This window comes from Streptomyces venezuelae (assembly GCF_008642375.1).
In the GTDB taxonomy this organism is placed as follows: Bacteria; Actinomycetota; Actinomycetes; order Streptomycetales; family Streptomycetaceae; genus Streptomyces; species Streptomyces venezuelae_G.
The window spans coordinates 6,011,301-6,036,339 of the sequence record NZ_CP029194.1; the positions used below are offsets into that span (position 1 = coordinate 6,011,301).

Below are 25,039 nucleotides of genomic sequence, written 5' to 3' on the forward strand. Positions count from 1 at the left end.
CGTTTCCTGCTGACGGGAACGACTCTGCCGGGCGGGTGTTCGGGTCGGGCTCGGATCCTGTTCGGGCCTGGTCAGGGCTCTGTTCGGGCCCGGTTCGGGCCGGGTTACGGTGACCGCATGCGATTCGCGGTGCTGGGGGAGACGTCCGTACGGACCGAAGGCGGGCGGCCGGTCCGGGTGCCGGAGCTCAAGGTGCGGGCCCTGCTCGCGGCCCTGCTCGTCGACGCGGACCGGCCGGTCGCGGCGTACCGGCTCGTCGACGACCTGTGGGGCGACGAACCGCCCGGCAGCCCGCTGCGGGCCCTCCAGGCCAAGGTCTCCCAACTCCGCCGCGCCCTGGAGGAGGCCGAGCCCGGCGGGCGGGAGCTCGTCGTCACGCGGGCCCCCGGCTACCTCCTCGCGGTGCCCGAAGAGGCCCTGGACGCCCACCGGTTCGCGGCGCTCACCGCCCGCGCCCGGGCCACGGCGGAGCCGCGCCGCCGGGCGGAGCTGCTCGGCGAGGCCCTCGGCCTGTGGCGGGGGCCGGCGTTCGCGGACTTCGCGGCGGAGCCGTTCGCCCGGGCGGCGGCCGACCGGCTGGAGGAGGAGCGGCTCTCCGCGCGCGAGGCGCTCGCCGAAACGCGTCTGCTGCTCGGTGAACACGACCTACTGGCAGGGGAGTTGGCGGAGCTGGTGGCCCGTCATCCGCTGCGCGAACGGCTGCGCGCCGTGCAGCTGCGGGCGCTGTACCGCGCCGGCCGGCAGAGCGAGGCGCTCGCGGGGTACGAGGAGCTGCGCGCCCTCCTCGCCGACGAGCTCGGACTCGACCCGAGCCCCGAACTGGCCGCGCTCCACACGGCGATCCTGCGACAGGACGCGGAGCTGTCGGCGCCGGAGGCGGCGCCGGTGCCTGTGTCTGTGTCTGTGCCGGGGCCTGTTCCCGTTCCTGTGCCCGTTCCTGTGCCTGTGCCTGTGCCTGCGCCTTCGCCTTCCTCGGCCGGTGCGTCCGCGCGGGGCAACCTCCCCGTGCCGCTCAGCGGGATCGTCGGCCGCGACGAGTCGGTGGCGGAGGTGACCGGGCTGCTGCGCGAGCGGCGGCTCGTCACCCTGACCGGCCCCGGCGGCGTCGGGAAGACCCGGCTGGCGGTCGAGGCGGCACGGCGGGTGGAGGAGGCGTTCCCGGACGGCGCGTGGCTCGTCGAGTTCGCCGGTGCGGGCGGCGAGCTCGCCGAGGTCGTCGCCGCCGCGCTCGAACTGCGCGACGACGGGGTGTGGGGGCTGCGGCCCGACGGGGAGCGGCCGCCCACCACGGCGGAGCGGCTCGCCGAGGTCCTGCGCGGACGGCGCGCCCTGCTCGTCCTGGACAACTGCGAGCACGTCGTCGACGAGGCCGCCTCCCTCGCCGAACTCCTCCTGCGCGCCGCGCCGGGACTCGTCGTCCTGACGACGAGCCAGGAGCCGCTGGCGCTCGCGGGCGAGACGCTGTGGGCGGTGGAGCCGCTCGACACGGACGGCGCGGTCGCGCTGTTCACCGCCCGGGCGTCCGCCTCCTCGCCGGGCATCGCGCTCGACGCGTCGGCCCGGGAGGCGGTACGAGGCATCTGCCGCCGCCTCGACGGCATCCCGCTCGCCCTGGAGCTGGCCGCGACCCGGGTCCGCGCGCTCGGGGTGCACGGGCTCCTGGAACGGCTCGACGACCGCTTCCGGCTGCTCGACGCGGGCCTGCGCGGCGCCCCCGCCCGGCAACAGACGCTCCGGGCGGTCATCGACTGGAGCTGGGACCTGCTGAGCGCGCCGGAACGGACGGTCCTCCGCCGCCTCGCCGTCCACGCGGAGGGCTGCACCCTGGCGGCGGCGGAGTGGGTCTGCGCGGGGGAGGACGACGTGGCCGTCGCCGACGTCCTCGGGCTGCTCGTGCGGCTCGTGGACCGCTCGCTCGTCGTGGCCGTCGACGGACCGGACGGGCCGCGCTACCGGCTGCTGGAGTCCGTGGCCGCGTACTGCCTCGAACGGCTGCGGGACGAGGGCGAGACCGAGGCCGTACGGGAACGCCACCTCACGTACTACCTCCGCGTCGCGGAGGCGGCCGGGACCGCCCTGCGCGGCCCCGACCAGCGCCGGCGCCTCGCCCACCTCGACGCCGAGACCCCGAACCTGCGGGCGGCCCTCGACCGGGCGCTCACCGAGACCGGCCGCGCGGGGGCCGCGCTCCGGCTCGTCGACGCGCTCGCCTGGTACTGGATCATGCGCGGGCGGCTCGGCGAGGCGCTCCGCTCGGCGACGGCGGCGCTGCGGGCGCACCCGGCCGGCGGCGGCGCCGCCGAGGCACCCGAACTCGCCGCCCTGCGGGCCCGCGTGGGCGTCTGGCGCACGGGGCTCGCGGTCATGGGCGGCGACGGGACGGACCGGCGCCGCCGGATCGAGGACGCCCTGGCGGCCTACGACGCGGCGACGACCGAAGAGGCAGAGGAGATCGAGGAGACCGAAGTGACCGGCCTGCCCGGCTCCTCCGACGCGCCCGGCTCGTCCGACGCGCCCGGCCTGCCGGGTTCGCCCGCCCGCCCCACCTACGAAAGCGCCGCCGGCCGTCCCTGGGCCCGCTGGTTCCTCGCTCATGCGCTCTGCGGCACCGGCAGCCAGGTCGAGGGCGGTGAGCTGACCGGTGGCGCCCTCGACGGATTCCGGGCCCGTGGCGACCGCTGGGGCGAGGCCGCCGCGCTCGCGGACCGCTCCGTGCAGCTCCTGCTCCGGGGCGACGTGGCGGGCGCGGAGGCCGACGCGGCCCGTTCGGATGCCCTGTTCGCCGAGCTCGGCGACGCCTGCTCCCGGCTGTGGACCGTCTACCCGCTCGCGACCGCCGCCGAGATCCACGGCGAGTACGAGCGCGCCGACCGCCTCAAGAGGGCCGGTCTGGCCGCGGCCGAGAGCTTCGGCCTGACGACCGAGGTGCCCGACCTGCTCGCCGGGCTCGGCCGTACGGCCCTCCTCCGGGGCGATCTCGCCGAGTGCCGGACCTATCACGAGGCCGCCAGGGACCGGGCCGCCGAGGTCGGCTTCCGCGCGGGCGAGATCAACGCCGTCCTCGGGCTCGGCCTGGGCGCCCGGCGCGAGGGCCTCCACGAGGAGGCCGAGCGCCACATGCGGGAGGTCCTCGACTGGCACCGCTCGGTCGGCCTCGACTCCGCCAACGCCCTGATCCTGGCCGAGCTCGGCTTCTCGGCGCTCGCGCGCGGCGACCTGACGCAGGCCCTGAAGCTCCAGGAGGAGGGGTACGGCACCGCGCTGACCTCCGGCGACCCGAGGGCCGTCGCGCTCGCCCTGGAGGGTCTGGCCTCCGCGCACGCCCCGGCCGGCCGGGCCCGGGGCGCCGCGCTCCTGCTCGGCGCGGCGGCCGCGCTGCGCGCCTCGACGGGCGCGCCGCTGCCCCCGGCGGAGCGCGCCGACGTCGACCGTACGGAGGCGGCGGCCCGCGCCGCCCTCGGCGAGGAGGCCTTCGCCACGGCTTTCGCCCACGGCACGGCACTGACCCACGACACCGCCGTGAGCGAGGCGGCCCGCGGAGGGAGCCAGGCCGGGCCCACCACCGCGTTCACCAAACTGTAAGGAGTAACCACCGGCTACGTCCCTATACTCGCTCCATGCCCGACATCACCATCCGGCGCGCCGGCGCCGACGACTCCAAGCGGCTCACCCGGCTCGTCCGGACCTCCGCCGCCTACCGGGGCGACTACGCCGCCATGGTCGACGGGTACCAGGTCGGCGGGGCGTACATCGAGCACCACCTCGTCTTCGTCGCCGTCGACGGGAACGGCCGGGTGCTCGGGTTCTACGCCCTCCTCGTCGACGAGGCCGAGCTCGACCTCGCCTTCGTCGCCGACTCCGCCCAGGGCCTCGGCATCGGACGGCTGCTCATGGAGCACATGACCGGGCAGGCCAGGGCCGCCGGACTGCGCGCCGTACGGGTCGTCGCGCACCCGCCCGCCGAGGAGTTCTACCTGCGTACCGGCGCCGTCCGCACCGGCGTCCTCCCGCCCGCCGGACGGATCCACTGGGCCCGCCCCGAGCTGCGGTACGACATCGCGTGACCGCCGCCCAGGAAACCCAGGAGAAGGCCCGCCGCAGGGTCTTCGCGGACCTCACCCCGCTGCGGACCTCCGCCGACTACCGCCGCCTCTGGTTCGGGAGCACCGTCTCCTGGGTCGGCCAGGGCATGACCGCCCTCGCCGTCTCCCTCCAGGTGTACGAGATCACCCGCTCGCCCTTCTCCGTCGGGCTCGTCGGGCTGTTCTCCCTCGTCCCTCTCGTCGTCTTCGGCCTGTACGGCGGCGCCGTCGCCGACACCGTCGACCGCCGCAAGCTCGGCCTCGCCAGCGCCCTCGGCTCCGCCGTCCTGTCCATCACCCTCGCGGGCGCCGCGTTCGCCGGTTTCCACCGCGTCTGGTTCCTCTACGGGATCGTCGCCCTCCAGGCCGTGTGCGCCGCGCTCAACTCGCCCGCCCGCAGCTCGATGATCCCCCGGCTCCTGCCGCCCGAGCAGCTGCGCGCCGCCAACGCGCTCAACTCGATGGTGATGACCTTCGGCATGCTCGTCGGGCCCAGCCTCGGCGGCCTGATCGTCGGCTTCGCCGGCTTCCAGGCCGCGTACCTCGTCGACGCCCTCGCCTTCTCCGCGAGCCTCTACGCGATGTGGCGGCTGCCGTCCATGCTCCCGGACCGGACGGGGGGCAAGAGGGCCTCCGTCCTCGACGGGCTGCGCTTCCTCGCCACCCGCCCCAACCTGCGCATGACGTTCTTCTCCGACTTCTGCGCGATGATCCTGGCCCACCCCCGCGCCCTGTTCCCGGCCGTCGCCGTCCTCTGGTACGGCGGGGACGCGAAGACCACCGGACTCCTCGTCGCCGCGCCCGCGTTCGGGGCGCTCCTCGGCGGCGTCCTCTCCGGCTGGCAGGGGCGGATCCGCCACCACGGACAGGCGATCCTGATCGCCGTCGCCTGCTGGGGCACCGCCATCGCCGTCTTCGGACTGACCCGGAACCTCTGGCTCGGGCTGCTCCTGCTCGCGCTCGCCGGCTACTCGGACACCGTGTCGATGATCTTCCGGAACACGATGATGCAGGTCGCCGCACCCGACGAGATGCGCGGCCGGCTCCAGGGCGTCTTCATCGTGGTCGTCGCCGGCGGGCCCCGGCTCGGTGACTTCCTCGCGGGCTCCGTCGCCGACCTGACCTCCCCGGCCGTCGCCATCACGGGCGGCGGCATCGCCTGCGTCCTCGCCGTCGGTCTCCTGGCGCTCTACGGCCGCTCTTTCCGCCGGTACGACGCACTCGACCCCACTCCGTGAGGCTCCGTGCGGGTTTCGACCCGAACCGGCCGTCCTGACCTGGCGGTTGGCCGCCACGGCACATAACCGCCAGGAGTAACCGGGGTCAACTCCCGCCCCACAGGCCAAGACTCCTCGCGGCACCCGGAAAAACCCCTACCCCGGGTCCGCGAGGAGTTTCGTCGATGACGTCGAGGATCACCCCCTTCGGCAGAGGGAGGGCCGGCCTGCTCGCCGCCGGCATCTCCCTCGTGATGCTCTCGGCCGGGCAGACCGCCGCCGCGCCGGGCGCCACCACCTCCGTACCCGCGACCTTCACCGGGGCCAAGGGCACGGGCACCAGCGCCACCGTCACCCTCGTCACGGGCGACCGCGTCACCCTCACCGACCTCGGCGGCGCCCGGCAGACCGTCACCGTCGACCGGGCCGAGGGCGCCACCGGCGCGATACGCACCCAGGTCGTCGACGGACGCGTCACGGTCGTCCCCGACGAGGCCGCCCCCTACCTGGCCTCGGGTGCGCTCGACCCCCGCCTCTTCGACGTCACGGGCCTCGTCGAGCAGGGCGTCACCGGCGAACTGCCACTGATCGTCACGTACGGAGCCAAGGGTGCCCGGGCCGCCGCCCCCGCCCCGCGCGGCGCCGAGACCGTCCGCGCCCTCCCCAGCATCGGCGGCGCGGCCGTCACCGCCACCGACCCCGGCGCCTTCTGGCAGGGCTTCACGGCGAAGGGCGCGGCCTCCCGCGCCGCCGCCCCCGGCAAGGTCTGGCTCGACGGCCGGGTCGAGGCCGCCATGGCCGACTCCAACGCCCAGATCGGCAGCCCGAAGGCCTGGGAGGCCGGCCTCACCGGCAAGGGCGTCAAGGTCGCCGTCCTCGACACCGGCGCCGACCTCGGCCACCCCGACCTGGTGGGCCGGGTCGCCGAGAGCAAGTCGTTCATCGAGGGCCAGGAGGTCGCCGACCGCGACGGCCACGGCACGCACGTCACCTCCACCGTCGGTGGCTCCGGCGCCGCGAGCGACGGCAAGGAGAAGGGCGTCGCCCCCGGCGCCACCCTCGCCGTCGGCAAGGTCCTCAGCGACGAGGGCTCCGGCACCGAGTCGCAGATCATCGCCGGCATGGAGTGGGCGGCCAAGGACATCGACGCGAAGATCGTCTCGATGAGCCTCGGCTCCCGCGAACCGAGCGACGGCACCGACCCGATGGCCCAGGCCGTCAACACCCTCACCGCCGAGACCGGCGCCCTCTTCGTCATCGCCGCCGGAAACTCCGGGGCCCCCGGCTCCATCGGCTCGCCCGGCGCCGCCGACTCCGCCCTCACCGTCGGCGCCGTCGACTCCGCCGACGAGGCCGCCTACTTCACGAGCCAGGGCCCCCGCTACGGCGACCAGGCCCTCAAGCCCGACCTCTCCGCCCCCGGCGTCGGCATCCTCGCCGCCCGCTCCCAGCTCGCCACCGGCAGCGGCCTCTACACCTCCATGAGCGGTACGTCGATGGCGACCCCGCACATCGCCGGCGTCGCCGCGCTGCTCGCCGAGAAGCACCCCGACTGGACCGGCGCCCAGCTCAAGAACGCCCTCATGTCCTCGTCGAAGACGCTCGACGCGTCCGCGTACGCCCTCGGCGCCGGCCGGGTCGACGTGGCCGCCGCGATCGCCGCGGACATCACCGCCACCGGCTCCGCCGACCTCGGCTTCGCCTCCTGGCCGTACGAGGAGAACAAGCCGGTCACCCGGACCGTCACCTACACCAACTCCTCCGACGCGCCCGTCGGGCTTGACCTCGCCGTCGAGGGCATGCCGGCCGGGGTCGCCGCCCTCGCCGACACCACCCTCACCGTCCCCGCCCACGGCTCCGCGAGCACCACCGTCACGGGCGACGGCACCAAGGCTCCCGTCGGGCGGTCCTCCGGCCGGATCACCGCCACCGCCGGCGGCGCGCCCGTCGCGCACACCGCGCTCGGCCTGGTCAAGGAAGAGGAGCGCTACACGCTCACCGTCCACGTCAAGGCCGCGACGGCGCCCCGACCGCAGCCTTCCTCGGCATGAAGAAGCTGACCGCGGGCGAGGACCCCTTCCCGGCGGCCGTCGGCGACTCCGGTACCGTCGAACTGCGCCTCAAGCCCGGCACGTACACCGTCGACACCTTCCTCGACGTGCGCGGCTCGCACGGCGCGGACTCCCTCGGCCTCGGCTTCCTCGCCTCTCCGGAGGTCGTCCTCGACCGCGACCGCGAGATCACCCTCGACGGACGGCAGCTGCGCGAGATCCGCGCCGAGGTCGAGAAGCGGACCGAGACCCGGCAGCTCCTCATGGAGTACGACCGGAAGGCCAACGGGACCTCCTACACGGACATCGTCCAGGTCCCCATGACCTACGACTCCCTCTTCGCCGCGCCGACCGCGCCCGTCACCGACGGCACCTTCGAGTACCGGACCGTCTGGCGCCTCGGCAAGCCGATGGTGGAGGCGAGCGTCGACGGCGTCCGCCTCTCCGGCGCCACCCCCCAGGGCGGCACGACCCTCCTCGAAGGACGCCACCGTCTCGGCCTCGTCGACGCGGGCACCGGCACCCCCGCCGAGTACGCGGGCAAGGACGCCACCGGCAAGGCCGTCCTCGTCCGGCTCACCGCCGGCGCCGACCCGACGCAGCTCGCCCAGACCGCCCAGGACGCGGGCGCCAAGGCCCTGTTCGTCACCGACGACCGGCCGGGCCGGCTGATGAAGTGGTTCGGCACCGCCGACTACGAGGACCGGCCGCTCTCCGTCTCCACCGTGAACACCGCCGACGCGCAGCGGCTCGCCGCCGGCGCGGCCCGGGGCCAGCGCGTCGACCTGACCGGCACCCGCTTCACCCCGTACACGTACGACCTCTCCGAGGGCCACCCCCGTGCCATCGGCAAGGACCTCGTCTTCCGGCCCGGCGAGGACGAACTGGCCACGATCCGCTCCACGTTCCACGCGCCGACCAAGCGCGCGGAGCTGGGCGGCGAGTTCCGCTACTCGATCACCGACACCTTCCCGATCGGCGTCGGCTTCAAGGAGTGGATCGCCTTCCCGGCCGAGCGCACCGAGTACGTCTCCACCGGCACCGGCCAGCGCTGGCACGAGTCCGTCGACCTCGGCGACTCCCTGGAGGAGCGCGGCGGCACCCCGTCCTACCGGGGCGGCAGCCGCGTCGACCTCGACTGGTTCGGCCCCGTCTGGCACCCCTGGCTCGGCACCGGCCTCGGCTGGGGCCAGCAGCGCACCGGCAACGACCTGCGCTTCAACACCCCCGGCTGGGGCGACTCGGGCACCGACCACACCGGCTTCGGCAACGTGTGGAGCGACCCGACGATGAGCCAGTACACCGAGGTGTACGTCGACGGCGTCCGCGTCGACCGGAAGAAGAGCTCCGGCGCCTACGCCTGGGACGCCCCGGCGCACGAGGCCACGTACAAGGTCGTCACCGACACCGCGCTCGACCCGGCCCGCTGGCGGCTCGCCACCAAGGGCCGCAGCGAGTGGACCTTCCGCTCGGCCGAGACCCCGCACGACCGGATCACCTACCTGCCGATGCTCAACCTCGGCTTCGACCTGGACACCGACCTCAACGGCGACGTCCGGGCCGGAAGCAGGCTGCCCGTGCGGACCTTCGCCGAGTACGTGGACGGTGCCTCCGGCACCGGCACGATCACCGGCGGCACCCTGGACGTCTCCTACGACGAGGGGAAGACCTGGACGAAGGTCGCCCTCAAGCCCTCGTGGCGCGGCGCCTCCTGGAGCGGTGAGCTCCGCATCCCGTCCGGGGCGGCCTCCGTTTCCCTGCGGGCGGGCGCGAGCGACGACCAGGGCGGCACGGTCACACAGGAACTCGTCCGCGCGCTCGGCGTGAAGTAGCAGCCGAACCGGTACGAGGCCGGGCCCCGGTGAGCCGGGGGCCCGGCCTCTTCCTTCGTCAACGAGCGGCGGGGAGCGCCTTCTTCAGGACCTTGCCCATGTCGTTGCGGGGGAGCGCGTCGAGGTAGCGCACCACCCGGGGCCGCTTGTGCGGGGCGAGGAGGCCCGCCACGTGCGCCGCGAGCTCCGCCTCCGCCGGGGGCGCCGAGGCGTCGGCCGGCACGACCCAGGCCACGATCCGCTCGCCCAGGTCCGGGTCCGGCTCGCCCGTCACGGCCGCCTCCCGCACGCCGGGGTGGTCGAGCAGCGCGTTCTCTATCTCGCCCGCCCCGATCTTGTAGCCGCCGCTCTTGATCAGGTCGGTCGCCTTGCGTCCCACCAGACGCACCGCGCCGTCCGCCTCGCGGACCGCCATGTCGCCGGTGCGGAACCAGTCGCCGTCGAAGGCCGCGGCCGTCGCGTCCGGCCGGTTCAGATAGCCGGAGAAGAGGTTCGGGCCGCGGACCTGCACCTCGCCGACCGTCTCCCCGTCGAGCTCCTTCAGGACGGATCCGTCCTCGTCCACCAGGCGCAGGCCGACGCCCGCGAGCGGGGTCCCGACGCTGCCCGGCCGGGGCTCGCCGCCGGGCCGCACGCCGGTGTTCATGAGCGTCTCGGTCATCCCGTACCGCTCGACGACCGCCCGGCCCGTCGCCGCCGTGATCCGCTCGTGGTCGTGGACCGGCAGCGCCGCCGAGCCCGAGACGAGGAGCCGTGCTCCCGCCAGCGCCTCCGTGAGGCGGACGTCCTCGCCGAGCGCGTCCGCGATCCGGTGGTACATCGTCGGGACGCCGAACAGCATCGTGCCGCCCCCGGCGCCCAGCTCCCGTGCGACGCCCTCCACCGAGAACGCGCCCAGGTGCCGGACCTCGCCGCCGCGCCGCAGCGGGCCCAGGACGCCGAGTATCAGCCCGTGGACGTGGAACAGCGGCAGCGCGTGGACGAGCACGTCGTCCGCCGTCCACGCCCAGGCCTCGGCCAGCGCGTCGAGGGAGGCGGCGATGGCCCGCCGGGAGAGCACGACGCCCTTCGGGGGGCCGGTGGTGCCCGAGGTGTAGACGATGAGGGCGGTGGACTCGGGGTCGTCCGGTTCCGTCACCGGGGACGCGGGGCCGTCCGCCGGAGCGAGGTCCACATCGGTCCGGGGGAGCGCGGTGAGCCCGGCCGGCAGCTCGTCCCCGGGTGCGGCGAGCACCGCGCCGGGCGCGCTGTCGCCGAGGATGTGCGCCAGCTCCCGCTCGCCCGTGCGCGGGTTGAGCGGTACGGCGGGCACGCCCGCGAGCAGGGCGGCCACCACCGCGACCGCCGTGTGCGCGGTCGGCGTGGCCCAGACGGCGACCCGGCCCGCACCCCCGATCCGTACCGCGAGGGCGCCTGCGGCGCGGGCCAGTCCGGCGTACGTCAGCGTGTCCGGGCCGCAGCGCAGCGCGGGCCGGTCGGACGGGGCCGCCAGGGCGGGGAAGAGCGCACTCACCGGTCGTACTCCTCGGGTCGAGGTCGAGGGTTGCCCGGAGAATTCTGCCCGTCCGTCAGGGCTGACGGACTGTGATCTTCGTCGGCTCGGACTCCGGCTCCTCCCCGCCCGGCCGGATCGCGCGCATCCGCCCGTACGCGTACACACAGCCCGCGAGCGCCAGGTCGGAGAGGAGCATGAAGCCGATCGAGTACGAGTCCTTGGCGCTGTAGATCGCGCCCATCACCAGCGGCGGCACGAAGCCGCCGAGGCCGCCCATCGCGCCGACGATGCCGGTGACACTGCCGACCTTGGCCTGCGGCGTGACCTGCGAGACCAGGGCGAAGACGGAACCGCTCGCCGTGCCGAGACCGGCGGCCATGACGAGCAGGGCGATCGTGCCGCCCGGGTTCAGCGGCGGGTCGAAGGCCTGGACGATGGCGAAGACGGCGACCACGCCGAGCGCGGTGGCCGTCACGAGCGCCGGGTGGATCCGGTCCGAGAGCCAGCCGCCGATCGGCCGGAAAATGACGGTGACCAGGGCGAAACCGGCGGCCTTGGTGCCCGCGTCCGTCGGGTCGAGCTCGTACCACGTCTTGAGGTACGTCGGCAGGTAGACGCCGAAGGCGACGATGCCGCCGAAGCCGATCGCGTACAGCGCCGACAGCTCCCACGTCACCCGCAGCCGCCCCGCCGAGCCGAGCCGGCTCGCGAGGGAGGCGGTGGGCACGGGCCGGTCGGGGCGGTCGGTGATGAGGAGGGCGGCCAGCACCGCGTACACGGCGAGCGCGATCGCCACCACGATGAAGGGGAGGTTCTCGCCGTGCTTGGCGATCCGGGGCGTGAAGTAGCCGGAGAGCGCCACGCCGCCCATGCCCATGCCGAAGACCCCGAGCGCGAGACCGCGTTCGGACGGCGGGAACCAGGAGTTGACCAGCGGGATGCCGATGGCGAACGTCGTGCCGCCGAGGCCGAGGAGGAAGGCGACGACCAGCATCAGGCCGTAGCTGTCCTTGGCGACGATCAGGAGGAGCACGGGGATGATCGTCAGCGCCGAGACGACCGGGAACATCAGCTTCGCGCCGTACTTGTCGGTCAGGGCGCCGGCCGGGATACGGCCCACCGAGCCGACCAGGACGGGCACCGCGACGAGCAGCGACTGCTGGAAGGAGCTGAGTTCGAGCCGGTCGCCGTACCAGCTCGCGATCGGCGCGATCAGGTCCCACGCCCAGAAGGTGAGCGTGAAGCCGATGGTGGCCATCGCCAGATTGCGGTAGGCCGCCGCTGTCGGGGGTCTGCTCTCGGTGTCCACGCCTCCAGTCAAGATCCGGGCGGGGGCCGCGGCGCGCCGGACTGCTCCGTACGGGGGGTGCGTCGGGGGCCCGGCGACAGGGGCGGAGGAGCGGGTCCTACGGCCAGACGACGGTGGTCGGCGGGGTCCCGTCGTCCTCGACCCGGAGCCGTACGCCCCCGCCCCCGCCGCCGGCCGTCACCTCCACGGTGATCGCGGTGATCCCGGACCGCCGGTGAGCCGCCGCGAGCGCCCCGCGCAGGGCGGCGAGGAGCTTCCCGGCCTCCTCGTCCCCGACGAGCGTGTCGACCGCGCCCGAGAAGTGCACGGACGGCTGGAAGCCGAGCAGGGCCGCCGCCCCGCCGGTCTCGCGCAGGACCCGGCCGCGGAAGGAGGCCGGGGCGTCCGCCGGGGGCTGCTGGAGCGCGAAGATGGTCGTCCGGACCTCCTGGATCGTCGAGTCCAGCTCGTCCACGGCCCGGCCGAGGAGCGCGCTCTCGTCTGAGTCCGAGTCCGAGTCCGAGTCCGAGTCCGAGTCCGAGTCCGAGTCGGACTCGGCGGGGACGGGGGAACCGGCGGAGCCGGGGTTTTCGGGGCCGGCCGCGCGCCGCCGGGTCGACTCCAGCATCATCTCCGTGGCGAACAGCCGCTGGACGACCAGGTCGTGGAGGTCCCGCGCGATCCGGTCCCGGTCCTCGTACACCGCGAGCCGCTCCCGGTCTTGCCGGGCGTCCGCGAGGACCAGTGCGAGCGCCGCCTGCGAGGCGAACTGCGAGGCCAGCAGGCGGTCCACCGCCGAGTACGGCGGGCCGCCGTGCCGCCGGGGGAGAGCGAGCGTGCCGATGAGCTTCCCGCCGCTCTGCAGGGGCAGCATCATCGACGGGCCGAAGCGCGACCGGACATGGGTGGTCATCCGGGGATCCGTCGCCGAGTCCTCCACGAAGACCGGCTCCCCGCCGAGGAGCTGGACGAGGACGGGGGAGCCGGGCGCGATCGTCGTGCCCACCAGATCGCCGGGGTCGTCGTTGGTCGAGGCGGCGACGATCTCCATCCCGCCCTCAGGGGTGGGCTGGAGGACCACACCGGCCGAGGCGTCGGCGAGGATCCGGGCCTGTTCGGCGACGGTCATCAGGGCGTTCTCGGCGGACTCGCCGGTGAGGAGGGCGGTGGTCACGGCCGCCGCGCCCTCGATCCAGCGCTCCCGCTGCCGGGTCGTCTCGTACAGGCGGGCGTTGCCGATGGCGATCCCGGCCTGGGAGGCGAGGATCCGGAGGAGCGAGAGGTCCTGCTCGGTGAAGCTGCCCGTCCGCTTCTCGGTGAGGTAGAGATTGCCGAAGACCTGCGTGTGGACCCGGATCGGGACACCGAGGAAGGAGCGCATCTCCGGGTGGCCCTCGGGGACCCCGGACGAGCGAGGATCGGACGCCAGGTCGTCGAGCCGCAGCGGCTGCGGGTCCTGGGACAGGACGCCGAGCAGGCCGGTGTGACCGTCGGGGAGCCCGCCGACGTGCTGTCGCTCCTCCTCGGTCATGCCGGACGTGAAGAGGTCGGTGAGCCGGCGGCGCTCGGGGTCGAGGACCCCGAGCGCCCCGTAGCGGGCCCCCGTCAGTGCGGCCGCCGAGTCCACGAGGTGCTGGAGGGTGGCGTGGAGTTCGAGATCAGTACCGACGCTGAGGACCGCTTCGAGCAGCAGGGGCAGGACGGCACCGTGCTCGTCCACGCCGTCCCCGTCCCCGCCCCGGTCCACGTCTTCGGCCTCGTCCATGATCATCATGGTCTCATCGTCGTACGAATCGTACGAATGGGGTGGTGATGGGGGTCAGTCGGCGTCGGCGAGCGGGTCGCGCACCGACAGCGGGTCGAGGACCATCGGCTGGACCTTGCCCTCCAGCATCGCGCCGAGCCCCAGGACCGCGCACACGTCGGGCCGTTCGGCGATGTGCACCGGCATGCCGGTCGCCTCGCGCAGCATCTGGTCGAGGCCCGGCAGCAGGGCGCTGCCGCCGACCATCATGATCCCGCGGTCCGCGAGGTCGGCCACCAGGTCCGGTGGGCAGTCGCGCAGCACCTTCCCGATGCCGTCGAGGACCGCCGTCAGCGGGGTGTGGATCGCCTCCCGCACGGCGGCGGTGTCGACGGTGACCGAGCGGGCCAGGCCCGTGGCGACGTCCCGGCCGTGGATCTCCGTGGAGGCCGGGCCGTGCGGCGTCAGGCCGTTGCCGCTGAGGGCGAGCTGGAGCGGGCGTACCGACTGGCTCGGCAGCATCAGCTCGTGGTGGTGGCGCAGGTGCTGGATGACGGCGTGGTCGATGGCGTCGCCGCCGATCGGGATCCGCTCCGCCGTGACGATCGCGCCGAGCGAGAGCACCGCGACCTGAGTTGTCGCCGCGCCGCACACCATGATCATGGTGGCGGTCGGCTGCTCGACCGGGAGCCCGCAGCCCACGGCGGCGGCGATCAGGGTGTCGACGAGCTCGACCCGGCGCGCCCCGAGACCGACGAGCGTCTCCACGGCGGCGCGCTGGGCGAGCGGGTCGCTGTCGTGGGGCGTGCACGCCGCCGCGCGCAGCCGCGGCTTGCGGCGGAGCTGACGGCGCAGCTTCTCGCCCAGGAGGTGGCGGAGCATCCGCTGCGCCATCTCGATGTCGACGACCGTGCCGCCGGAGACGGGCCGGGCGACCCGGATGTAGTCGGGGGTGCGGCCCGTCATCTTCTCCGCCAGCGCGCCGACGGCGATCAGCGCTCCTGTACGGGTGTTGACGGCGGCGACGCTGGGCTCGTCGACGACGAGTCCGGCGCCCTTGACGAAGACCCGGGTGCGCGCGGCCCCCAGGTCGACGGCGACATGGCAACGGCGCAGTTGCTCAAGGCTGACGGTCACGGCGGATCCTCCGGAATGCGGTGCTGGCACGGGCGAGGTGTTTCGCGTTGCGCGGTCCTGTTCGCATCGTGCGACCGCCCCGGGTCCGGCGCGCGCTGGGCTGCGCCGCCCGGGGCCACCCGTGCGTCCCGGAAGAGGGCCGGGGGAGGGCGGGGGAGTGCCCGAGGAGGGTGCTTGAAGCGTGCCGGGGGCCGTGCCCCGGGAGTGCCGGGAGCGCACCCGGAGGGGGGCCGGTGCGGCCCGAGACGATCCTGACCGAAGCGGGAGAATCGCGACGCACCGCCGACGACCTGCGGTTTCCTCACAAGATCCTCACTTCCGCGCCTACCTGACGCCGCACCGCGCCGCATAGCCTGCGGGCCCCATGGACTACTGCCACGCGTGCCGGCGGCATCTCAACGGGGCCCTCGCCTGTGCCGGGTGCGGGACCCCCGTCGAGGAACTGCGGTACGAGACCCCCCACGCACCCGTTCCGCCCGCCGAGCCGGAGTACGTCTACGAACTGGACGTCGTCGAGCCGCCGCGACCCGCCTCGGGCGGCCGTCGCGCCGCCCGGACCGCCGCGCGGGGCCGGTCCGCCGCGCGCGGGAGCAGACGGGCGCGGGTGCGCCGGGGGCGCACGGTGCTGCTGGGGACGGTGGGACTGGTCCTCGCGGCCGGGACGCTGGGAGTGGTGCAGTTGGCCCTGCAGGAGCCGGAGGCGAGCGGCGCGGCCACGGCCGTGCAGGAGCAGGAGGTCGTCGAGACCTCGATCCCGCCCGTTCCTTCCGAGAGCCCCGGAAGTACGGAGAGCAGCGAGAGCGCCGGCCCGCAGGACGGCTCCGGCCCGTCGGCGGTCACGGTCGCGCCGAGCACGAACGCGCCCACCCGCGAACACCAGATAGGCACGGGATCCGGCTCCGGTACGGAGGCGGGGTCCGGCGCCGGTTCGGGCACGGGTTCGGGTTCCGGTTCGGGCACGGGTTCGGGTTCCGGTTCGGGCACGGGTTCGGGTTCCGGTTCGGGTTCCGGTTCCGGTTCGGGGGAGGGTGCCGGTGGCGACCCGGCCGCATCGCCGACGCCCACCCGCCCGGCGTCCCCGTCCTCCGCCACGCCCGACGTCCCGCAGCCCGGCACGCCGACCGCCTCGGGCACGGCCACGGCGACGCCCACAGGCACCGGGCCCACCCCGAGCGGCTCACCGTCGGGAACGGCGACGGCGACGGCTTCGCCGAGCCCCACTCCGACGCCCACCGAGACCCCGTGCACCCGCTTCCTCTGGTGGTGCGTCTGAGGGCGTGCGGAGCCAGGGGCGGCGCGCCCCGCTCTAGACCGCGTCCTCGCCGAGCATCCGCCTCAGCAGGTCCCGCAGGAGGGTCCGCTCGACCTCGGTCAGCTCACCGAGGGGCTCGCGGGCGAAGTCCAGCGACTCGCGCAGCCGCCGGGCCGTGTCCTGGCCCTCGTCCGTGGGGACGGCCAGCTTGACCCGCCGGTCGTCCGGGTCGGGCCGGCGCTCGACGAGCCCGCGGGCCTCCAGGCGGTCCACTATCCCCGTGATGTTGGACGGCTCGCACTTCAGCTTCTGGGCGATCCTGCGCATCGGCAGCGGATCGAGCGAGAGCAGCCCGAGAACCCGGGCCTGCGCGCCGGTCAGCGAGTGCTGAGCGGCCGCCTGCTCGTACTCCTCGTAGTAGCGCGCCACGACCGTGCCGATCAGCTCGACGACTTCGAGGGTCAGGGGGTCCGTGCGTGAGGTGGCCATGGGCATCATCCTACCCAGATACTTGACAACATGAAATATCAAGGCGCATGGTTGTTTCAGTCAGTGAAACATTTGCGTTGTGAATCTTTGCCTGGAGGCCGTGCTCATGTCCGTTCTTCCCGCGTCCAGCCGTGAGTGGCACCTCGTCGCCCGTCCGCACGGCTGGCCGACCGCCGCGGACTTCGCCCTGCGAGAGGTCCCGGTGGCCGATCCCGCCGAGGGCCGGATCCTCGTGCGCAACCTGCACTTCTCCGTCGACCCGTACATGCGCGGCCGGATGAACGACGTGAAGTCGTACATCCCGCCGTTCACGCTGGACCACCCCATGGACGGCGGCGCGGTCGGCGAGGTCGTCGCGTCCAACGCGGAGGGCTTCGCCGTCGGCGACCACGTCCTGCACGGCCTCGGCTGGCGCGAGTACGCGGACGTCCCGGCGCAGCACGCGACCAAGGTCGACCCGGCGCTCGCCCCTCTCTCCGCCTACCTCGGCGTGCTCGGCATGACCGGCCTCACGGCCTACGCGGGCCTCTTCGAGGTCGCCTCCTTCAAGGAGGGCGACACCGTCTTCGTCTCCGGCGCGGCCGGGGCCGTCGGCAGCCAGGTCGGCCAGATGGCGCGGCTCAAGGGCGCCTCCCGGGTCATCGGCTCCGCCGGCTCCGACGAGAAGGTGAAGTTCCTCGTCGAGGAGCTCGGCTTCGACGCGGCCTTCAACTACAAGAACGGCCCGGTCAAGGACCAGCTCCGCGAGGCCGCCCCGGACGGCATCGACGTCTACTTCGACAACGTGGGCGGGGACCACCTCGAAGCCGCGATCTCCTCGCTCAACGTGCACGGCCGCGCCACCATCTGCGGCATGATCGCCCAGTACAACGACACGGAGCCGGTCCCCGGCCCGCGCAACATGGCGATGATCATCGGCAAGCGGCTCCGCCTCCAGGGCGTCCTGGTCGGCGACCACTACGGCCTGCAGAACCAGTTCGTCCAGGAGGTCGGCGGCTGGCTCGGCTCCGGCGAGCTGAAGCACCGCGAGACCTTCGTCGAGGGCATCGAGAACGGCGTGGACGCCTTCCTCGGGCTGCTGCGCGGGGACAACACCGGAAAGATGATCGTCTCGGTGAACCGCTAGTCTTCCCTCAGCCGCCGCGATCGTGGGCGCGAGTCGCGGCGAACCGATGAAGGAATGACCAGCATGTCCATTCAGCACTCCGACGTTCTCTACACCGCCGTCGCCACCGCCGAGAACGGCCGTGACGGCCGGGTCGCCACCGACGACGGTCAGCTCGACGTCGTCGTGAACCCGCCCAAGGTGATGGGCGGCTCGGGCGCGGGCACGAACCCCGAGCAGCTCTTCGCGGCCGGCTACAGCGCCTGCTTCCAGGGCGCGCTGGGCGTCGTCGCCCGCAACGAGAACGCCGACGTGTCCGGCTCGACGGTCACCGCCGAGGTGGGCATCGGCAAGAACGACGACGGCTTCGGCATCATCGTCAAGATCTCGGCGACCATCCCGAACGTGGACGCGGAGACCGCCAAGAGCCTGATCGAGAAGGCCCACCAGGTCTGCCCGTACTCGAAGGCGACCCGCGGCAACATCACGGTCGAGCTCGCCGTCTGAGCTCCGGACCGGCACACTGAGTGAGGGCCGCACCCCGACCGACCGGGGTGCGGCCCTCACCACGTCCGTCAGTAGGGTGACTCCCATGCGTGATCTCGGGGTGGGTTTCAGATACCTGGTACAGGGCCAGAAGTGGGTCGGCCGGCACGGACGGTGGTTCGGGTTCGGGCTGCTGCCCGGAATCGTGACCTTCGTCCTCTATGTGGGCGCGCTCATCGGTCTCGGCTACGGAGCCGACGACCTGGCGGCCTGGGTGACGCCGTTCGCCGACGACTGGAGCTCGCCCTGGCTCGGGCTCTTCCGCGGCACGCTCACCGGCCTGGTCTTCGCCTTCGGGCTCTTCCTCGCGGTCATCACCTTCACCGCCGTGACCCTCCTCGTCGGCCAGCCCTTCTACGAGTCCCTCTCGGAGGAGGTCGACCGGAGCCAGGGCGGGGACGTGCCTCAGTCCGGGCTCCCGCTCTGGCGCGAGCTGTGGATCTCGGCCCGCGACAGCCTGCGGGTCCTGCTGCGGGTCGTGTTCTACGGCATCCTGCTCTTCGCCTGCGGCTTCATTCCGGTGATCGGCCAGACCGTCGTCCCCGTCCTCGGCTTCTGCGTCTCCGGCTTCTTCCTCGCCGAGGAGCTCACGGCCGTCGCGCTCCAGCGCCGGGGCGTCGAGCTCAAGGAGCGGCTCACGCTGCTGCGCGGCCGCCGCATGGCGACCCTCGGCTTCGGCGTGCCGCTGACCCTCGCCTTCCTGGTGCCGTTCGTCGCCGTCTTCCTCATGCCCGGTGCCGTCGCCGGAGCCACCCTGATGGCCCGCGACCTGCGCGGCGAGACGGCCGGCGACGACCGGGACGGCGCCTCCCAGAAAAACGATCAAGAACGCGGCAACCTTCCGTCCCTCGGTGGCGACCAGGGGGTGCACCACCTCCCCCACTGAGGAAAGAGCACCATGACGTCACACAAGCGGAAGACCGGCCGCCGCCGCGTCGTCGTCGGCGGCCTGAGCGCCCTCGGCATCACCGGCGCGGCGATCGTCACCACCACCCTCCTCGCCCCCGCGGGCGCGGCGACGCTGCCCGCCTGGCCGCAGGCCAAGGGCAGCACGCCGGTCGCCACGACCATCGAGGTGTCGGGCACCTACGACGGCAAGCTCAAGCGCTTCGCCGGCACCGGGGAGCTCGGCTCCGACGGGCAGAGCGAGAGCCAGCAGCCCCTCTTCGTCCTCAAGGACGGCGCGACGCTCAAGAACGTGGTCATCGGCACCCCCGCCGCCGACGGGGTCCACTGCCTCGGCAGCTGCACCCTCCAGAACGTCTGGTGGGAGAACGTCGGCGAGGACGCCGCCACCTTCAAGGGCACCTCGAAGACCGCGGTGTACGCGGTCCACGGCGGCGGCGCGAAGGGCGCGTCCGACAAGATCTTCCAGTTCAACGGCGCCGGCAAGCTGGTCGTGAACAAGTTCCAGGCCGCCGACTTCGGCAAACTGGTCCGCTCCTGCGGCAACTGCAAGAAGCAGTACCCGCGCACCATCCTGATCAACGACGTCGACATCACCACACCCGGCAAGTCGATCGTCGGCGTCAACGCCAACTACGGCGACACCGCGAGCCTGCGCGGCATCCGCATCCACGGCGACACCAAGAAGAAGATCAAGCCGTGCACCCGCTTCACCGGCAACAACACCGGCAAGGAGCCGAAGGAGATCGGCACCGGCGCGGACGGCACCACCTGCCGCTACTCGGCCGGAGACCTCTCGTACGACTAGCCGTACGCACCCGGTCCCCGACGTCTCCTCAGGCGTCGAGGACCGGGTGCAGTTCCGGCCGAGCGTCCCACCACTCCCGGTAGAAGGCGTTGTTGCCGACGTTCGCCAGGTAGGCGTGGACCGCCGCCCGGTACAGCAGCTCCGCCTGCCGTGCGGGGACCGCCGCCCTGTTCCAGGCCAGCCGGATCCGGCCGAGGACCGGGTCGCCCTCCAGGGGGCGCAGGACCGTGCCCGCCGCGTACGGGGCCGTCGGCTGGCTCATGGAGATGGCCCGGCCCGAGGCGATCAGGTCGTAGTGCATCTTCCGGTCGGCGACCCGGTGCCGCAGCGAGGGCGTGAACCCGGCCTTCGCGCAGGCGGCGACCAGCGCCTCGGGCCCGCCGTCGTCGTCCTCCACCAGCGTCATCCAGTCCTCGCCGGCCAGCTCGGCCAGCGCGATCCGGTCCTTCCCGGCCAGCGGGTGCGCGGCCGAGAGGCGCACGCAGAACGGCTCCTTGGGCACCAGGGTCCTGGCCGTGGTGCCCTCGGGCAGGGCGACCTCGTGCTCGTTGACCTCCCCGTACAGGACGGCGTCGTACCGGCCGGCGCCGAGCTGCCGGGTCAGGGTGGTCGCCGAGTGCTCCACGGTGACGGAGATGTCCTGACCGGCCATCACCCGCTCCAGCTGCTCGAGCAGCCCGTCGACCAGGACGAGCAGGATGCAGCCGAGCCGCAGTGGGGTGCCGGGGGCGACGGCCCGAGCCCCGGCGGCGAGCGCGTCCATCTCGCCGAGCACGAGCCGCGCCTTCGAGAGGACGAACTCGCCCAGCGGAGTGGGCTCCACGCCGTGCCGGCCGCGCAGGAACAGCTCCCCGCCCGCGACCCGCTCGATCCGGCGCAGCTGTGCCGAGAGAGCCGGCTGAGAGACCCCCAGCCGGCCGGCCGCACGCCCCAGACTGCCCGCTTCCGCTATCCGGCAGACGGCCTCAAGATGCCTCAACTCCAGCTGCATTTCAGCAGCGTACGCAGCACGGGACAGCCGCACCATAACCCGCGTCTTATGCCGGATGAGATGTCCCGAACCGGTCATGTTCACGCCCATACTCGGCGCGACGATCCGTCTCCCCCACCACGATCCCACCCCGATCGGAGCAGACGTTGCACCCCAGCAGAATCACGGCGGCCGTGGCCGCCCTGGCACTGTCGGCGAGCCTCGCGACCGCCCTCGCCGGCACCGCCACCGCGGCCCCGCAGGCGCAGCCCGTACCCCCGGGCCACGGCAAGTCCCTCGCGCTCGCCGCCGCCGACCGGGCCGCCGACAGCGGTCTCGACGAGCTGCGGCACGGTGCCGGCGAGGAACTCGTCCGCACCTCCGTCACCCCCTGGTCCAACGGCCTGTACTACGCCTCGTACGAGCGCACCTACCGCGGCCTCCCGGTCGTCGGCGGCGACGCGGTCGTCGTCTCCGACAGCGCCGGCAAGGTCCGCGAGGTGACCGGCGCCGAGGCCCCCGCCATCAAGGTCTCCACCAAGGCCAAGGTGACCGCCGCCGCCGCCCTCGCCACCGCCCGGAAGCAGCTCGCCTCCGTGGAGAGCGCGAGCGCCCCCGAGCTGACCGTGCTCCTCAAGGGCGGCAAGGCCGTCCTGACCTGGCACACCCGGGTCGTCGGCCAGACCGCGCAGAACGTGCCGAGCGCCCTCGACACCTACGTCGACGCGCGCACCGGCTCCGTCGCCCAGGCCACCGACAAGGTCCGGCACGCCGACGGCCGCGGCTACCACAACGGCAACGTCACCATCGACACCGCCGCGAGCTCCATGACCGACACCAGCCGCGGCGGCTTCAAGTGCGGCGGCCAGAACGGCAGCGCCTACACCGGCTCCTCGCCCTGGGGCAACAACGGCGCCAACGACCTGGTCACCGCCTGCGTCGACATCATGTACGCGGCCCAGCGCGAGTCCGACATGCTCAAGCAGTGGCTCGGCTACAACGGCATCAACGGCCAGGGCGGCATGGTCCCGGCCCGCGCCGGACTGAGCCAGGTCAACGCGTACTACGACGGTACGAAGACCACGTACGGCCGCAACCAGAACGGCACCAACCAGCTCACCGGCATCGACGTCGTGGCGCACGAGTACGGCCACGAGATCTTCGACCGGACCCCGGGCAGCGCCGGCTCGTCCAACGAGAACGGCGGCATGAACGAGTCGACCGGAGACATCTTCGGCGCGCTCACCGAGCACTACGCCAACAACCCGAACGACACCCCCGACTACACCGTCGGCGAGAAGCTGAACTTCACCGGCAACAACCAGCCGATCCGCAACATGTACAACCCGTCGCTCATCAACAACGACCCCAACTGCTACCCGCAGCTGACCTCCGGCACCGAGGTGCACGCGGCGGCCGGCCCGCAGAACCACTGGTTCTACCTCCTCGCCGAGGGCTCCAACCCGGGCAACGGCAAGCCCAACAGCCCCATATGTTCCGGCGGTCCCTCCTCCGTGACCGGCATCGGCATCCAGAAGGCCGGCAAGATCTTCATGGGCGCGCTGCTCATGAAGACCTCCTCCTGGAACCACCTCGCCGCCCGCAAGGCGACGCTGACCAGCGCCAAGAACACCTACGGCAGCGTCGAGTGCAACGCGGTGAAGGCGGCGTGGAACGCGATCGGCGTCCCGGCCCAGTCCGGTGAGACCGACTGCGGCGGCACCACCAACCCGGACTTCTCGCTCGCCCTGAACCCGGCCACGGGCTCGGTCCAGCCGGGTGCCTCCGTCACCTCGACGGTGAACACCAGCACCACCGGCGGCAGCGCGCAGACCGTCCAGCTCTCCGCGAGCGGCGCCCCGAGCGGCGTCACCGTCTCCTTCAGCCCCTCCTCGGTGACCTCCGGCTCCTCCTCCACGATGACCGTGCAGGTCGCGGCCGGCACGGCCAACGGCACCTACCCGATCACCGTCACCGGTACGGGCTCCGCCACCCACACCGTCACCTACCAGCTGTCGGTCGGCACCACCACCCCGCCCACCGGCTGCGACAACACCGAGTACAGCTACCAGGGCAGCCTGACGTCCGGCCAGGCGGCGGCCCAGCCCGACGGCTCGTACTACTACTCGGCGACCTCCGGCACCCACGTGAGCTGCCTGCGCGGCCCGGCCGGCACCGACTTCGACCTCTACCTGCAGAAGTGGAACGGGTCGGGCTGGGCGGACGTGGCGGTCGGCGGCACGGCGACCGCCGACGAGAACACCAGCTACAACGGCACCGCGGGCTACTACCGGTATGTGGTCCACGCGTACAGCGGCTCCGGCGCGTACACGCTGGGCCTGAGCGCCCCGTAGCGGGGACGGGGCACCGTCACGGGCCGGGGGTCCCGTGACGGACCTCCCCGAGCCGGGCGGCCGTATGTCCCACGGCCGCCCGGCTTCTCCGCGTCTCCGTGTCCCGTCAGCCGACCTCGGCGAGCACGAACCCCTGCTTCTCCGGGCCCGCGTCGGCGATCCGCCCGCCGTCCGGACCCCAGACCCCGGCGGCGCCGCCGCCCACGCCGTCCTCGTTGGGCCCGAGGACATTGGCGAGCACCACGTACAGACCGAAGTCCCGGGCCCGTACCGGATAGACCGTCTCGAACGAGTCGTTGTCGGCGGTGAGCACCGAACTCGCCAGATACACCGTGCAGTTGTCCGCGGCCGCCCGTTCGGCCAGGTCCGGGAAGCGGTTGTCGTAGCACGTGGCCGTCGCGAACCGGATCCCGTCGAGCGTGAACCGCCCGTCGGCCGTGCCCGGCGCGAAGACCTCCTTCTCGATCCCGTACAGGTTCCGCTTGTCGTAGCGGGCGAGGAGCCCGCCGTCGGGCCCGATCACCAGCGTGGTGACCCCGGTCCGCCCGTCGGCCGTCCGCACGGGCCCGTTGACCACGGCCGCCGCCGAGACCTCCCGGCAGGCGTCCCGTACCGGTTCAAGACGCGGGTCGTCCTCGGTGAGGACGAGAGCGGGCGTGTCCCGGATCAGCGAGGGTTCGTACCCGCCGAGGCAGAGCTCGGCGAAGACGACCACCCGGGCGCCCTCGGCCCCGGCGGCCCGGACGAGCCCGGCGATCGTACGGACATTGGCTTCGACGTCCCCGGCGACCGGGGCGAACTGAGTGGCTGCGACGATCATGCCCCCATCATCCCGCCCCCTGCCGGCCGTAATTCGCCGTGCCCGTCCGGCGGACACTCCTAGACTCCGGCGCAGCGGTGCCGCGCGCGGTGCCGCAGGGTGTGGGGCCGTGGCAGAGCACGGTCCATTGCGAATCCGGGCGGAGGAGGTCCCCGACGCCCGGGGCGAGCGGCCGGTCGCCGGACCTGGCGACCGGACCCCGCGGGTTCGAATCCCGTCGGCCCCGCACCCGCGTCCCCCCGTACTTCTACGGCCGCTCCGCGCCCCCGTGCAGCAGGTGCAGGAAGTCCCGGAAGGCGGCCGGCATGTCCACCGCCGAGGGGTCCAGGAGCCACTGGTACTGGAGCCCGTCCATCACCGCCGTCAGGAGCGGCGCCGCCCGCTCCGGGCTCAGCCCGCTCGGCAGCCGGTCGCCGAACTCCAGGCGCAGCACCTGCGCCATGTTGGCCCGCACCTGCGTGTAGCGCTCGGTGAAGAAGGCGCGCGCCGGGTGCTCGTCCGTGATGCTCTCGCCGAGCAGCGCGGAGAAGGTCTGCACGATCCCGGGCCGCATCGCGTTGTACTCGACGAGCGATTCGAGCAGGTCGAGCCGCCAGCCCTCACGGTCCCGGCCGCCGCTCGTGTCCCAGCGGTCGCGCTCCTCCAGGACCGCGATGAGCAGGGCCTCCTTCGTCGGGAAGTAGTGCAGCAGCCCCTGCTGCGTCAGTCCGACGCGCTCGGCGACGGAGCCGAGGGTCGCGCCCCGGTAGCCGCGCTCGGCGATCACTTCGAGGGCGGCGCGCAGGATCTCCGCCCGCCGCTCCTCGCTTCTGGCCCGCACCATCGCCCGTGGCCTCCTCTCGCAGGGTCGTCCCGACAGGAAGGTACCCCTTCGCCCCCCTCCTCAGGTAACAGAATCGTCACGTCACCTACCGATCTACAGGTAGATGGGTGCACGATGGGC

Annotated in this window: 17 protein-coding genes and 1 pseudogene; 10 read left to right on the plus strand and 8 right to left on the minus strand. The window is 73.3% G+C overall.

Translation table 11 applies throughout. From position 1 onward, the window contains the following. The first annotated feature begins 117 nt into the window (after positions 1–117). From DEJ46_RS27540 to DEJ46_RS27555, 4 genes and pseudogenes are all read left to right on the plus strand, one after another. Positions 118–3,582: an AfsR/SARP family transcriptional regulator gene (locus DEJ46_RS27540; RefSeq protein WP_150270583.1), complete on the plus strand. Its 3,465-nt coding sequence runs from the start codon at positions 118–120 to the stop codon at positions 3,580–3,582. A 35-nt stretch (positions 3,583–3,617) separates the two neighbouring features. After that, positions 3,618–4,064 carry a GNAT family N-acetyltransferase gene (locus DEJ46_RS27545; protein ID WP_150270585.1) on the plus strand — a complete coding sequence of 149 codons (447 nt, stop codon included), beginning with the start codon at positions 3,618–3,620 and terminating at the stop codon, positions 4,062–4,064. After that, the gene (locus DEJ46_RS27550) at positions 4,061–5,320 is read left to right on the plus strand and encodes an MFS transporter (RefSeq protein ID WP_150270587.1); all 1,260 of its coding nucleotides are present in this window, start codon (positions 4,061–4,063) and stop codon (positions 5,318–5,320) included. The genes DEJ46_RS27545 and DEJ46_RS27550 overlap by 4 nt, the downstream gene beginning before the upstream one ends. Before the next feature lie 164 nt (positions 5,321–5,484). Further along, a pseudogene (locus tag DEJ46_RS27555) lies at positions 5,485–9,182 on the plus strand (S8 family serine peptidase). 58 nt (positions 9,183–9,240) lie between these two features. Here the strand turns inward: DEJ46_RS27555 and DEJ46_RS27560 are convergent. The 4 genes from DEJ46_RS27560 to DEJ46_RS27575 form a co-directional block, all read right to left on the minus strand. Beyond that, entirely contained in the window at positions 9,241–10,695 is a 1,455-nt protein-coding gene (locus tag DEJ46_RS27560; protein ID WP_150270589.1) for an acyl-CoA synthetase, read from the minus strand. Positions 10,696–10,750: 55 nt separating this feature from the next. Further along, entirely contained in the window at positions 10,751–11,935 is a 1,185-nt protein-coding gene (locus DEJ46_RS27565) for a nitrate/nitrite transporter (protein ID WP_150274816.1), read from the minus strand. A gap of 148 nt (positions 11,936–12,083) precedes the next feature. Then, positions 12,084–13,730, minus strand: coding sequence for a GAF domain-containing protein (locus DEJ46_RS27570; protein ID WP_223835144.1), 1,647 nt, complete (start codon positions 13,728–13,730; stop codon positions 12,084–12,086). Between the two features lie 54 nt (positions 13,731–13,784). Further along, entirely contained in the window at positions 13,785–14,846 is a 1,062-nt protein-coding gene (locus tag DEJ46_RS27575; RefSeq protein WP_150270593.1) for a rod shape-determining protein, read from the minus strand. A 364-nt stretch (positions 14,847–15,210) separates the two neighbouring features. On the opposite strand from DEJ46_RS27575, the gene DEJ46_RS39320 reads away from it, so the two are divergent. After that, positions 15,211–16,119, plus strand: coding sequence for a hypothetical protein (locus DEJ46_RS39320; RefSeq protein WP_190622926.1), 909 nt, complete (start codon positions 15,211–15,213; stop codon positions 16,117–16,119). 33 nt (positions 16,120–16,152) lie between these two features. On the opposite strand, the gene DEJ46_RS27585 is transcribed toward DEJ46_RS39320, so the two are convergent. Beyond that, entirely contained in the window at positions 16,153–16,587 is a 435-nt protein-coding gene (locus DEJ46_RS27585) for a MarR family winged helix-turn-helix transcriptional regulator (RefSeq protein WP_150270597.1), read from the minus strand. Between the two features lie 106 nt (positions 16,588–16,693). Between DEJ46_RS27585 and DEJ46_RS27590 the strand changes: the two genes are divergently transcribed. The 4 genes from DEJ46_RS27590 to DEJ46_RS27605 all read left to right on the plus strand — a co-directional run bounded on the left by DEJ46_RS27590 (position 16,694) and on the right by DEJ46_RS27605 (position 19,952). Then, positions 16,694–17,713, plus strand: coding sequence for an NADP-dependent oxidoreductase (locus DEJ46_RS27590; RefSeq protein ID WP_150270599.1), 1,020 nt, complete (start codon positions 16,694–16,696; stop codon positions 17,711–17,713). Positions 17,714–17,776: 63 nt separating this feature from the next. Next, positions 17,777–18,199 carry an organic hydroperoxide resistance protein gene (locus DEJ46_RS27595; RefSeq protein WP_150270601.1) on the plus strand — a complete coding sequence of 141 codons (423 nt, stop codon included), beginning with the start codon at positions 17,777–17,779 and terminating at the stop codon, positions 18,197–18,199. Between the two features lie 85 nt (positions 18,200–18,284). Continuing rightward, entirely contained in the window at positions 18,285–19,124 is an 840-nt protein-coding gene (locus DEJ46_RS27600; RefSeq protein ID WP_150270603.1) for an EI24 domain-containing protein, read from the plus strand. A gap of 12 nt (positions 19,125–19,136) precedes the next feature. Beyond that, the gene (locus DEJ46_RS27605; protein ID WP_150270605.1) at positions 19,137–19,952 is read left to right on the plus strand and encodes a pectate lyase; all 816 of its coding nucleotides are present in this window, start codon (positions 19,137–19,139) and stop codon (positions 19,950–19,952) included. A gap of 28 nt (positions 19,953–19,980) precedes the next feature. Here DEJ46_RS27605 and DEJ46_RS27610 read toward each other — a convergent pair whose 3' ends face one another. Next, complete coding sequence (locus DEJ46_RS27610) at positions 19,981–20,943, minus strand: LysR family transcriptional regulator (RefSeq protein ID WP_150270607.1); 963 nt, start codon at positions 20,941–20,943, stop codon at positions 19,981–19,983. Between the two features lie 146 nt (positions 20,944–21,089). Between DEJ46_RS27610 and DEJ46_RS27615 the strand changes: the two genes are divergently transcribed. Then, positions 21,090–23,276 (plus strand): M4 family metallopeptidase, encoded by a 2,187-nt coding sequence (locus tag DEJ46_RS27615; RefSeq protein WP_263411761.1) that lies wholly within the window; start codon positions 21,090–21,092, stop codon positions 23,274–23,276. 106 nt (positions 23,277–23,382) lie between these two features. Here DEJ46_RS27615 and DEJ46_RS27620 read toward each other — a convergent pair whose 3' ends face one another. Together DEJ46_RS27620 and DEJ46_RS27625 are read right to left on the minus strand one after the other, a co-directional pair. Beyond that, positions 23,383–24,096, minus strand: a complete 714-nt coding sequence (locus DEJ46_RS27620) for a carbon-nitrogen hydrolase family protein (RefSeq protein ID WP_150270609.1) — start codon at positions 24,094–24,096, stop codon at positions 23,383–23,385. Positions 24,097–24,343: 247 nt separating this feature from the next. Continuing rightward, positions 24,344–24,919 carry a TetR/AcrR family transcriptional regulator gene (locus DEJ46_RS27625; RefSeq protein ID WP_150270611.1) on the minus strand — a complete coding sequence of 192 codons (576 nt, stop codon included), beginning with the start codon at positions 24,917–24,919 and terminating at the stop codon, positions 24,344–24,346. Positions 24,920–25,039: the final 120 nt, after the last annotated feature.

Excerpts from the sequence above, each read along its gene's own strand:
- DEJ46_RS27595 (WP_150270601.1), top strand. The coding sequence starts at position 17,777 with ATGTCCATTCAGCACTCCGACGTTCTCTACACCGCCGTCGCCACCGCC.
- DEJ46_RS27620 (WP_150270609.1), bottom strand. The coding sequence starts at position 24,096 with ATGATCGTCGCAGCCACTCAGTTCGCCCCGGTCGCCGGGGACGTCGAA.
- DEJ46_RS27565 (WP_150274816.1), bottom strand. The coding sequence starts at position 11,935 with ATGGCCACCATCGGCTTCACGCTCACCTTCTGGGCGTGGGACCTGATC.
- DEJ46_RS27570 (WP_223835144.1), bottom strand. The coding sequence starts at position 13,730 with ATGGACGAGGCCGAAGACGTGGACCGGGGCGGGGACGGGGACGGCGTG.
- DEJ46_RS27600 (WP_150270603.1), top strand. The coding sequence starts at position 18,285 with ATGCGTGATCTCGGGGTGGGTTTCAGATACCTGGTACAGGGCCAGAAG.
- DEJ46_RS27590 (WP_150270599.1), top strand. The coding sequence starts at position 16,694 with ATGTCCGTTCTTCCCGCGTCCAGCCGTGAGTGGCACCTCGTCGCCCGT.
- DEJ46_RS27585 (WP_150270597.1), bottom strand. The coding sequence starts at position 16,587 with ATGGCCACCTCACGCACGGACCCCCTGACCCTCGAAGTCGTCGAGCTG.
- DEJ46_RS27540 (WP_150270583.1), top strand. The coding sequence starts at position 118 with ATGCGATTCGCGGTGCTGGGGGAGACGTCCGTACGGACCGAAGGCGGG.
- DEJ46_RS39320 (WP_190622926.1), top strand. The coding sequence starts at position 15,211 with ATGGACTACTGCCACGCGTGCCGGCGGCATCTCAACGGGGCCCTCGCC.
- DEJ46_RS27610 (WP_150270607.1), bottom strand. The coding sequence starts at position 20,943 with ATGCAGCTGGAGTTGAGGCATCTTGAGGCCGTCTGCCGGATAGCGGAA.
- DEJ46_RS27545 (WP_150270585.1), top strand. The coding sequence starts at position 3,618 with ATGCCCGACATCACCATCCGGCGCGCCGGCGCCGACGACTCCAAGCGG.
- DEJ46_RS27625 (WP_150270611.1), bottom strand. The coding sequence starts at position 24,919 with ATGGTGCGGGCCAGAAGCGAGGAGCGGCGGGCGGAGATCCTGCGCGCC.
- DEJ46_RS27605 (WP_150270605.1), top strand. The coding sequence starts at position 19,137 with ATGACGTCACACAAGCGGAAGACCGGCCGCCGCCGCGTCGTCGTCGGC.